Here is a 10,228-nt window from a genome sequence, read left to right on the forward strand (position 1 = left end):
AAAACTTATGTGATTGAGAGTCGGCTTGTTTATAAGAGGCTCTTGGCCTGAAAAACCAATCATAAAAGAATGGAGCTAAAACATGGCGTGGAATCAGCCCGGGAACAACGGACAAGACCGCGACCCGTGGGGAAGCAGCAATAAAAGCGGCAATTCCGGCGGGAACAAAAGTGGTCGAAACCGTGGGGCATCTGATCTCGACGATCTGTTCCGTAAGCTGAGCAGTAAACTCGGGGGTTTTGGTGGGAACAAGGGCGGTAATGGTTCTGACCAAGGGGCAAAATTTGGCGGGCGTATTGTTAGCCTTGTCGCTGCTGCTGTCGTCGTGATCTGGGCCGCTAGCGGTTTTTATACGATTAAAGAGACAGAACGTGGTGTTGTTACCCGTTTGGGTAAACTTAGCCATATTGTGCAGCCAGGTCTGAACTGGAAACCTACATTCATTGATGAAGTTGTTCCAGTTAACGTGGAATCTGTTCGTGAATTGGCAACCTCTGGCGTGATGCTGACATCAGATGAAAGCGTTGTTCGCGTGGAGATGAACGTGCAGTATCGTGTAACTGATCCTGCCGCTTATCTTTATAGCGTGACAAGTCCTGATAACAGCCTGCGTCAGGCGACAGATAGCGCGGTACGTGGTGTTGTTGGTAAATATTCGATGGATAAAATCTTGACGGCAAACCGTATGATTGTCCGTGATGATACTCAGCGTGAGTTGGAAAAGACGATTCTTCCGTACCGCATGGGAATAACTTTGTTGGATGTTAACTTCCAGGCTGCTCGTCCGCCAGAAGAAGTCAAGGCTGCTTTTGACGATGTTATTGCTGCTCGTGAGAATGAACAGCAGTCTATTCGTGAAGCGGAGGCTTATTCGAACGAAGTCTTGCCACGCGCGAAAGGTGATGCGCAACGTATCATTGAAGAGGCGAAAGCTTATAAGGCTCGTGTAGTATTGGAAGCGCAGGGGGAAGTGGCGGGCTTTGCCAAAATGTTGCCTAGGTATAAAGAGGCGCCTGAGATTACCCGTGAACGTCTGTACATTGAAACGATGGAAAAAGTATTGAGCCGTACTCGCAAAGTTATTGTTAATGATCACAATAACAATTTGCTGGTATTGCCATTAGAACAAATGTTACGTGGCGATGTTTCTGGTGTTAAAAAAGAGGGAACAGTGCAATCAGATAATACGGTAGCTTCTGACCTGCGGGTTACCCGCCCAACTGTGCCTTCAAATTCAGGCCGGGGAGCGAATTATAACCGAACAGATAATCTGCGTAATGACATTATCAGGGTAGGGAGATAATAATCATGCGTAAATCATTAGTCGTTGTTATTGTCGCGGTATTAGTTGCACTCTATGCCTCTCTATTTATTGTGCAGGAAGGACAGCGTGGTATTGTACTGCGTTTTGGTAAGGTTCTGCGTGATGCGGGAAATAAACCGATTGTTTATGAGCCGGGGTTGCATTTTAAAATACCTTTTGTTGAAACGGTGAAAACACTGGATGCTCGTATCCAGACTATGGATATTCAAGCCGACCGTTTCTTGACCAGTGAAAATAAGGACCTGATAGTTGATTCTTACCTGAAATGGCGGATTAACGATTTCAGCCGTTATTATCTGGCGACCGGCAATGGTGATATTTCTCAGGCAGAAGTATTGTTAAAACGTAAATTCAGTGACCGCCTGCGTTCTGAGATTGGCCGTAAGGATGTTCGTGGTATCGTAACGGATTCCCGTGGTCAATTGACCACAGATGTTCGTGATGCGCTGAACAAAGGTACAACGGATAAAGAAACAGCGAGTACAACTGAAGCGGATGATGCTATTGCATCGGCGGCGGCTCGTGTAGAGCGAGAAACGGCAGATAAACAGCTTGCTATCAATCCAAACAGTATGGCGGCATTGGGTATTGAAGTTGTTGATGTGCGTATCAAACAAATCAATTTACCACTGGAAGTTTCAGAAGCGATTTACCAGCGTATGCGTGCTGAGCGTGAAGCGGTAGCTCGTCGTCATCGTTCACAAGGTTTGGAAGAAGCAGAAAAGCTGCGTGCAGCAGCAGATAAGCAAGTTATTGAAATCCGAGCAAAAGCGGAGCGTGAAGCGCTTACATTGCGTGGTGCTGGTGATGCAGACGCCGCTAAACTGTTTGCTGATGCGTTCAGTCAAGCGCCAGATTTCTATACCTTTATCCGTAGCTTACGTGCTTACGAGAAAAGCTTTAGTGAAGACGGGAAAGATGTTCTGGTATTAAGCCCAGAAGCTGATTTCTTCCGCTATATGAAAGCACCTGAAAAGCGTGCAGGTCAGCACTAATAGATGCTGAATCTATTGATTAGGCCCGCATCAGGCGGGCCTTGTCATGTCTGGTGGCTAACAAAAATAACGGATGTGATAAAAATTACTGAAAGGTGTGGGATGAGATGTTAGAATCCATTTTTAAGCAACCGAGTGAATTTTGAAATGGGTAAGAACGTTGTCGTATTGGGCACCCAATGGGGTGACGAGGGCAAGGGCAAGATCGTCGACTTGCTGACTGAACGAGCTAAGTATGTTGTTCGTTATCAAGGGGGCCATAATGCTGGTCATACACTGGTTATCAACGGTGAAAAAACCGTTCTCCACTTAATCCCATCAGGGATCCTGCGTGAAAACGTTATCAGTATTATTGCAAATGGCGTCGTATTAGCGCCTGATGCGCTGATGAAAGAGATGAACGCATTAGAATCCCGTGGTATTCCTGTTCGCGAGCGTCTGCTCATTTCAGAAGCCTGTCCACTTATTCTTCCATACCATGTTGCATTAGATAATGCCCGCGAGAAAGCGCGTGGTGCAAAAGCAATTGGTACAACCGGTCGTGGTATTGGTCCTGCGTATGAAGATAAAGTTGCTCGTCGTGGTCTGCGGGTTGGTGATTTATTTGATAAGGAAGCATTCGCCGTTAAGCTGAAAGAAATTATCGAATATCACAATTTCCAACTGGTTAACTACTACAAAGAACCGGCGGTTGATTACCAGAAGACCCTAGATGAAATCATGGCTGTTGCCGATATTTTGACGGATATGGTCGTCGACGTTTCTGATTTGTTGTATAAAGCAACTCAGAAAGGTGAATTGGTCATGTTTGAAGGTGCACAGGGCACATTGTTGGATATTGACCACGGTACTTACCCATATGTGACCTCTTCCAACACTACCGCGGGTGGCGTTGCAACAGGTTCCGGTTTAGGTCCGTGCTATGTTGATTATGTTTTGGGGATCATCAAAGCATACTCTACTCGTGTCGGTGCTGGTCCATTCCCAACTGAACTGTTTGATGAAACTGGCAGTTACTTGCGCGAAAAAGGCCAAGAGTTTGGCGCGACTACGGGGCGTAGCCGCCGTACTGGTTGGCTGGATATCATTGCTATCCGTCGTGCAGTGCAGATCAACTCACTGTCAGGTTTCTGTATGACCAAGCTGGACGTGCTGGATGGCTTGAAAGAAGTAAAAATTTGTACTGGCTACCGTATGCCTGATGGCAGTGTAATTGAAACGACACCTTTAGCAGCGGATGACTGGGAAGGTATTGAACCTGTTTATGAGACCATGCCTGGCTGGAATGAAAGCACTTTCGGTGTGAAAGAGCATAGAAAATTGCCTCAGGCAGCATTGAACTATATCAAACGTGTAGAAGAGCTGACCGGTGTTCCGGTTGATATTATTTCTACAGGCCCGGATCGTTCAGAAACTATCATTCTGCGTGATCCGTTTGATGCCTGATGGTACCTATAATCAGGTGAAGCCGGGCTTTTCAGCCCGGTTTTTTGCTATTTATTGTGGCCTTTTTTGTTTAACGATGAGGAGATCAACATGATTTTGGTAGATTCATGGTATATAAGTTGAACAAATACTTATTTTTTCAGTTTGTTCTCGGATATATTAGTTTATATCTTATTATCCAGAGGTTGATGTGCAGTTAACGAGTTTTACAGATTATGGCTTGCGCGCGCTAATTTATATGGCTTCTTTACCGCAAAGCCGGATGACCAGTATTTCTGAAGTCACTGATATTTATGGTGTTTCTCGTAACCACATGGTAAAAATCATTAACCAATTGAGTCATTTAGGATTAGTGGATGCTGTTCGTGGTAAAAACGGCGGTATCCGTTTAGGTAAGCCAGCGAAGGATATCAGAATTGGCGATGTCGTTCGCGCTCTTGAGCCATTATCATTGGTTAACTGTAGTCAGGAATCTTGCCATATCACTTCTGCGTGTCGTCTGAAGGTCGTATTAAATCAGGCAATAGAAAGGTTTTTAGAAGAACTGGATAAGCATACTTTAGCTGATATGATTGAAGATAATATTCCCCTTTATAAGCTGCTTCTGACCGAATGAAGAAATGGCGCAAACAGCCTGCTGATGACAACGGAGGAACAGCTATGTCACAAGATCCTTTTTTGGGGCGCGAAGCAGAAAAATACGAATCACCTATTCCAAGCCGCGAGTATATCTTAGACATTATTGCTAAACATACTGTACCGGTAAGTCGCCAGGAACTGGCACAAGAGCTGAATCTGATTAACGATGAGGATATTGAAGCGTTACGTCGTCGTTTACGGGCTATGGAACGTGATGGTCAATTGGTTTTCACTCGTCGCCAATGCTATGCCTTGCCGGAAAGATTGGATTTACTGAAAGGTACTGTTATTGGGCATAGAGATGGTTATGGTTTCCTACGAGTAGAAGGTCACAAAGACGATTTTTATCTCTCTGCCGAGCAGTTAAAAATGGCTATTCATGGTGATGTTGTGCTGGCACAACCATTATCCCTGAATCGCAAAGGGCGTAATGAAGCACGTATCGTTCGTGTATTAGTGCCTAAGACCAGTCAGATTGTTGGCCGCTATTTTCTTGATTCTGGTATGGGATTTGTTGTGCCGGATGATAGCCGTTTAAGCTTTGATATCTTGATCCCGAAAGATGAAAGCGGTGGTGCTCGCATGGGGAATGTGGTGGTAGTCGAGTTAATTACACGCCCGGCGCGCCGCACAAAGGCTATCGGTAAGATTGTTGAAGTGTTGGGTGAAAAAATGGGAACGAACATGGCAGTGGAAATTGCCCTACGTACTCATGAAATTCCTCACAGTTGGCCGCCACAGGTGGAAAACCAGGTTGCTTCCTTGAATGAGCAGGTACCAGAATCGGCGAAAAAAGACCGTGTTGATCTGCGTACTCTGCCGTTGGTGACAATCGATGGTGAAGATGCCCGTGATTTTGATGATGCCGTTTATTGTGAAAGAAAGCGAAGCGGTGGTTGGCGTTTATGGGTTGCCATTGCTGATGTCAGTTACTATGTGCGTCCACAAACGGCGTTAGATACCGAAGCACGTAACCGGAGTAATTCGGTTTACTTCCCATCTCAGGTTGTCCCCATGTTGCCGGAGGTGCTTTCTAATGGACTCTGTTCTCTGAACCCGCAGGTTGATCGCCTTTGTATGGTGTGTGAGATGACGATTTCAGCGCAGGGGCGATTATCATCCTATAAATTTTACGAAGCCATCATGAATTCTCACGCCCGTCTGACATATACCAAAGTATGGCGTATGTTGCAGGGTGATGAAGAGCTGCGTGAGCACTACAAGCCACTGGTTCAGCATATTGAGCATTTACATGAATTGTATCAGGCATTAGAAAATGCCCGTGAGCAACGTGGTGCAATCTCGTTTGAGTCAGAAGAGGCGAAGTTTATCTTTAATGCTGAACGTCGTATCGAGCGAATTGAACCGATTGTTCGCAATGATGCTCATAAGTTGATTGAAGAGTGCATGATTCTGGCGAATATTGCTGCGGCGCGCTTCGTGGAAAAAAATGGGGAGCCGGTGCTTTACCGTATTCATGATCGGCCAAGAGAAGAAAGTATTGTTAACTTGCGCTCGGTTTTCGGCGAATTGGGATTGACGCTGCCCGGTGGCATGCAACCAACACCAAAGGATTATGCGCAACTGATGCATCAAGTGGCTGAACGCCCGGATCATGAGCTACTGCAAACCCTATTACTGCGTTCAATGAAACAGGCAGTTTATGATCCGGAAAACCGGGGTCACTTCGGTCTGTCATTAAATTCTTATGCGCATTTTACCTCACCTATCCGCCGTTACCCGGATCTGGTGTTGCATCGGGCGATTAAATATCTGCTAGCGAAACAGCAAGGCATTGTTGAGCAATGTGGAACACCGACCGGGGGATGGCACAGTGATATGGAACAGATGTTGCAACTGGGCCAACACTGCTCCATGACAGAGCGCCGCGCAGATGAAGCGACGAGAGACGTTGCTGATTGGCTTAAGTGTGATTTTATGCAGGATCAAGTGGGCAATACTTTTACTGGGATCATCACGAGTGTGACAGGTTTTGGTTTCTTTGTTCGCTTGAATGAGCTGTTTATTGACGGTCTGGTACATGTTTCCACATTGAGTAATGATTATTATCATTTCGATAATATTGGTCAGCGTTTAGTGGGTGAATACTCGGGTAAAACTTTCCGGTTAGGGGATGAAGTTGAAATTCGTGTGGAAGCGGTTCATATGGATGAGCGTAATATTGACTTTAAGCTGCTTTCTACCGCCCGCAAAGCCCGGAATGTAGGTAAAACAGCGCGCGATAGAGAGAGAAAAGTAGAACTTGGCCGCGAAAGCAGTAAGAAAAAAGGGCGTGGTTATCGCAAAGAAGCTCATTTTGAGCCTGATGGTGCTGTTCGTAAAGAGCGATCTGCGGATAAGCCTAAAGGGGATAAGAAAAAGGGTAAGACGCTTTCTACCAAAACTCAGAAAATTGTCGCTAAATTCAAAGCCAAACGGGCTAAGAAAAGCGCAGATAAATAATCAAAGGGCTATCCTGTTGCAGGATAGCCTGAATATTTTAATCTCCCCCTGAGTACGTGAAGCTTATCGAATAGGCTTACAGTATTCGTCAGTGCTGTATATGTATAACAGTAAAAATAAGAAGATTATGAGTGAAATTATCTACGGTATTCATGCCGTTAAAGCTTTACTGGAGCGTGATCCTCAGCGTTTTATCGAAGTTTATGTCCTGAAAGGACGTGAAGATCGCCGCCTGACACCATTGATTCATGCGCTGGAAAGCATCGGGATGACTATCCAACTGGCAAATCGTCAGTGGCTGGATAATCAAACGGAAGGTGCGGTGCATCAGGGAATTATTGCCAAAGTGAAGCCAGGGCGTCAGTACCAAGAAAATGACCTACCAGATTTACTGGCACAAGTAGAAACCCCGTTCTTGTTGGTGCTTGATGGCGTGACAGATCCCCATAATCTGGGCGCTTGCTTGCGTAGTGCTGATGCAGCAGGTGTACATGCTGTTATTATTCCACGTGATCGTTCTGCTCAGCTTAATGCCACGGCGAAGAAAGTGGCATGTGGTGCTGCGGAAAGCGTACCACTTATTCGTGTCACCAACCTTGCGCGTACCTTACGTTTATTGCAAGAGTACAATATTTGGGTGGTGGGTACAGCAGGAGAAGCTGACCATACGCTGTATCAGAGCAAACTAACCGGTCCTATGGCACTGGTGATGGGAGCGGAGGGGGAAGGTATGCGTCGTCTGACTCGTGAACACTGTGATGAATTGATTAGCATCCCAATGGTGGGCTCTGTCTCGTCGTTGAATGTGTCTGTTGCCACGGGAGTTTGCCTGTTTGAGGCGGTGCGTCAGCGTAGCTCGTGACAATCCACCTCCCATATATACCCTATGGATTTCGAGATGCATCGCGGCGGCAAGGGAGTGAATCCCCGGGAGCATAGATAACTATGTGACTGGGGTGAGCGAGTGCCGCCAACAAAGAGGCAACTTGAAAGATAACGGGTATATGAACAAAAGTATTTTTGCATTGTTCATTCCTTGAGTTTTTTATGTAGGGTAGGTATAGTTACGCGTCAATTTTTCAGCCGCACTTAAACAAGTTCCTTGCCTCCACGGGCCGCGGTTGACCCTGACAGGAGGCTGAATAATCCGTAAGGAGCAATTCTAATGCGTCATTACGAAATCGTTTTTATGGTCCATCCTGACCAAAGCGAACAGGTTCCGGGCATGATTGAGCGTTACAGTGCGACTATCACTAACGCGCAAGGTCAGATTCACCGTCTGGAAGACTGGGGCCGCCGTCAACTGGCTTACCCAATTAACAAACTGCACAAAGCTCACTATGTTCTGATGAACGTTGAAGCACCGCAGGAAGTGATTGATGAGCTGGAAACTAACTTCCGCTTCAACGATGCCGTTATCCGCAGCATGATTATGCGCGTTAAGCACGCGGTAACTGAAGCATCTCCAATGGTTAAAGCCAAAGATGAACGTCGCAGCCGTGACTACTCTCTGGAAGACGCCAATATGGATGCTGAAGAAGCTGGGGATTCTGAAGAGTAATAACTGTGACAACTAATCGTTTGGTGCTTTCTGGCACAGTGTGCAAGGTCCCCATTCGAAAAGTCAGTCCTGCCGGCATTCCTCATTGTCAATTTGTGCTTGAGCACCGTTCACAGCAACAGGAAGCCGGTTTGAGCAGGCAAGCATGGTGCAGAATGCCCGTTATTGCCAGCGGACAATTGTTACAAGTTTTAACTCACAGTATAACGGTCGGCAGTCGATTAACCGTTTCAGGATTCATTAGTTGCCATCAAGGTCGCAATGGTCTTAACAAACTGGTTCTTCATGCCGAGCAGATTGAATTGATAGATTCTGGAGACTAGCCAAATGGCACGTTATTTCCGTCGTCGCAAGTTCTGCCGTTTCACAGCGGAAGGCGTTCAAGAGATTGATTATAAAGACATCGCTACGCTGAAAAACTACATCACCGAGAGCGGTAAAATTGTACCAAGCCGTATCACTGGCACCCGTGCAAAATACCAGCGTCAGCTCGCTCGTGCTATCAAGCGCGCGCGCTACCTGTCTTTGTTGCCTTACACTGATCGTCATCAGTAATCGGCACAGTCCATTAACGACTCTGAGAGGATAAGGTAATGCAAATTATTCTGCTTGATAAAGTAGCAAACCTGGGTAGCCTGGGTGATCAAGTTAACGTTAAACCGGGTTATGCCCGTAACTACTTAGTACCGCAGGGCAAAGCTGTTCCTGCGACTAAGAAAAACATCGAATTTTTCGAAGCTCGCCGTGCTGAACTGGAAGCTAACTTGGCTAACGTTCTGGCAACCGCAGAAGCTCGCGCTGAGAAAATCAATGCACTGGGTTCCGTTACTATCGCTTCTAAAGCAGGTGACGAAGGTAAACTGTTCGGTTCTGTCGGTACTCGTGATATCGCTGATGCAGTTACCGCCGCAGGCGTTGAAGTCTCTAAGAGCGAAGTGCGTCTGCCTAATGGCGTTCTGCGTACTATTGGTGAACACGAAGTTAACTTCCAGGTACACAGCGATGTATTCGCTAAATTGAACGTTAACATTGTTGCTGAAGCTTAATCTCTGATTAACTGATGCTAACAAGTAAAAAACGCTGGCAATGCCGGCGTTTTTTATTGCCTCAACTTACTGTTCTCTTGGTAGTCGATAAGGCTTTTGCCGGTAATGCCCAGTAACTGATCATTAATCTGAAATCTGATTTATACCCGTTATCTTTCAAGTTGCCTCTTTGTTGGCTGCACTCACTCACCCCGGTCACATCGTTATCTATGCTCCCGGGGATTCGCTCCCTTGCCGTCGCGATCCATCTTGAAATCCATTGGGTATATTTTACATTTACTACCTTATTTGCCGTTTATAGAATCATAGTTTCTCTTGTCTATTCTTCTGTAATGTTGTCTTTTGGCTGGTTTTTATTATTATTGATTTTGCGTTTTTATATTGAAAATATTATTCATTATTAGATTATTATCTATAAATAATCTAATTCGTATTTTTTATTATTGGATAATATCGACATTGTTAATTCTGTTGTGATGTGGGAATTTTTTATCGAATATTTTGATATATCTACGTCTAAATCTGGTTAATTACATGAGTGATTATTTCATAATAATTAAAAATATATTATTATATAATTTTGGTTATTTGTCTTTATAATGATAATTTATTTTATATGATTTCACAGGTAGATTCACATAATAAGTGCAACATCGTTAATCTGGAAGTAAACATGTTCGTATTCCTTTAAATAATTCATTCGGGGTTTTCCCACCCCGTGTTTTTCGAGGGCGATTATTTAATCGGTTTACCA

General features: G+C 45.2%; 11 protein-coding genes. 10 read left to right on the plus strand and 1 reads right to left on the minus strand.

Annotated features, from left to right (window positions below; translation table 11 throughout):
* Positions 1-82 precede the first annotated feature (82 nt).
* From hflK to rplI, 10 genes are all read left to right on the plus strand, one after another.
* Complete coding sequence (hflK, locus tag AACQ38_RS21140; RefSeq protein ID WP_011148652.1) at positions 83-1,303, plus strand: FtsH protease activity modulator HflK; 1,221 nt, start codon at positions 83-85, stop codon at positions 1,301-1,303.
* A gap of 5 nt (positions 1,304-1,308) precedes the next feature.
* Positions 1,309-2,319, plus strand: coding sequence for a protease modulator HflC (hflC, locus tag AACQ38_RS21145; protein ID WP_011148651.1), 1,011 nt, complete (start codon positions 1,309-1,311; stop codon positions 2,317-2,319).
* Between the two features lie 147 nt (positions 2,320-2,466).
* The gene (locus tag AACQ38_RS21150) at positions 2,467-3,765 is read left to right on the plus strand and encodes an adenylosuccinate synthase (protein WP_112872310.1); all 1,299 of its coding nucleotides are present in this window, start codon (positions 2,467-2,469) and stop codon (positions 3,763-3,765) included.
* A gap of 190 nt (positions 3,766-3,955) precedes the next feature.
* The gene (gene nsrR, locus AACQ38_RS21155) at positions 3,956-4,381 is read left to right on the plus strand and encodes a nitric oxide-sensing transcriptional repressor NsrR (protein ID WP_011148649.1); all 426 of its coding nucleotides are present in this window, start codon (positions 3,956-3,958) and stop codon (positions 4,379-4,381) included.
* A gap of 44 nt (positions 4,382-4,425) precedes the next feature.
* Positions 4,426-6,867 carry a ribonuclease R gene (rnr, locus tag AACQ38_RS21160; RefSeq protein ID WP_165579014.1) on the plus strand — a complete coding sequence of 814 codons (2,442 nt, stop codon included), beginning with the start codon at positions 4,426-4,428 and terminating at the stop codon, positions 6,865-6,867.
* Positions 6,868-6,994: 127 nt separating this feature from the next.
* The gene (gene rlmB, locus AACQ38_RS21165) at positions 6,995-7,729 is read left to right on the plus strand and encodes a 23S rRNA (guanosine(2251)-2'-O)-methyltransferase RlmB (protein ID WP_011148647.1); all 735 of its coding nucleotides are present in this window, start codon (positions 6,995-6,997) and stop codon (positions 7,727-7,729) included.
* A gap of 303 nt (positions 7,730-8,032) precedes the next feature.
* A complete protein-coding gene (rpsF, locus tag AACQ38_RS21170; RefSeq protein ID WP_011148646.1) occupies positions 8,033-8,428 on the plus strand; it encodes a 30S ribosomal protein S6 in 396 nt (131 codons plus the stop codon).
* Between the two features lie 5 nt (positions 8,429-8,433).
* Positions 8,434-8,751, plus strand: a complete 318-nt coding sequence (gene priB, locus AACQ38_RS21175; RefSeq protein WP_011148645.1) for a primosomal replication protein N — start codon at positions 8,434-8,436, stop codon at positions 8,749-8,751.
* Positions 8,752-8,755: 4 nt separating this feature from the next.
* Positions 8,756-8,983 (plus strand): 30S ribosomal protein S18, encoded by a 228-nt coding sequence (gene rpsR, locus AACQ38_RS21180; protein WP_000135199.1) that lies wholly within the window; start codon positions 8,756-8,758, stop codon positions 8,981-8,983.
* A 38-nt stretch (positions 8,984-9,021) separates the two neighbouring features.
* Positions 9,022-9,474 carry a 50S ribosomal protein L9 gene (gene rplI / locus AACQ38_RS21185; protein ID WP_011148644.1) on the plus strand — a complete coding sequence of 151 codons (453 nt, stop codon included), beginning with the start codon at positions 9,022-9,024 and terminating at the stop codon, positions 9,472-9,474.
* 61 nt (positions 9,475-9,535) lie between these two features.
* Here rplI and AACQ38_RS21190 read toward each other — a convergent pair whose 3' ends face one another.
* Complete coding sequence (locus AACQ38_RS21190) at positions 9,536-9,673, minus strand: hypothetical protein (protein ID WP_165579011.1); 138 nt, start codon at positions 9,671-9,673, stop codon at positions 9,536-9,538.
* Positions 9,674-10,228: the final 555 nt, after the last annotated feature.

The sequence above is a fragment of the Photorhabdus sp. RW14-46 genome (assembly GCF_963887965.1).
Lineage (GTDB): Bacteria > Pseudomonadota > Gammaproteobacteria > Enterobacterales > Enterobacteriaceae > Photorhabdus > Photorhabdus laumondii.

Excerpts from the sequence above, each read along its gene's own strand:
- hflC (WP_011148651.1), top strand. The coding sequence starts at position 1,309 with ATGCGTAAATCATTAGTCGTTGTTATTGTCGCGGTATTAGTTGCACTC.
- rlmB (WP_011148647.1), top strand. The coding sequence starts at position 6,995 with ATGAGTGAAATTATCTACGGTATTCATGCCGTTAAAGCTTTACTGGAG.
- hflK (WP_011148652.1), top strand. The coding sequence starts at position 83 with ATGGCGTGGAATCAGCCCGGGAACAACGGACAAGACCGCGACCCGTGG.
- AACQ38_RS21150 (WP_112872310.1), top strand. The coding sequence starts at position 2,467 with ATGGGTAAGAACGTTGTCGTATTGGGCACCCAATGGGGTGACGAGGGC.
- rnr (WP_165579014.1), top strand. The coding sequence starts at position 4,426 with ATGTCACAAGATCCTTTTTTGGGGCGCGAAGCAGAAAAATACGAATCA.
- rpsR (WP_000135199.1), top strand. The coding sequence starts at position 8,756 with ATGGCACGTTATTTCCGTCGTCGCAAGTTCTGCCGTTTCACAGCGGAA.
- rplI (WP_011148644.1), top strand. The coding sequence starts at position 9,022 with ATGCAAATTATTCTGCTTGATAAAGTAGCAAACCTGGGTAGCCTGGGT.
- rpsF (WP_011148646.1), top strand. The coding sequence starts at position 8,033 with ATGCGTCATTACGAAATCGTTTTTATGGTCCATCCTGACCAAAGCGAA.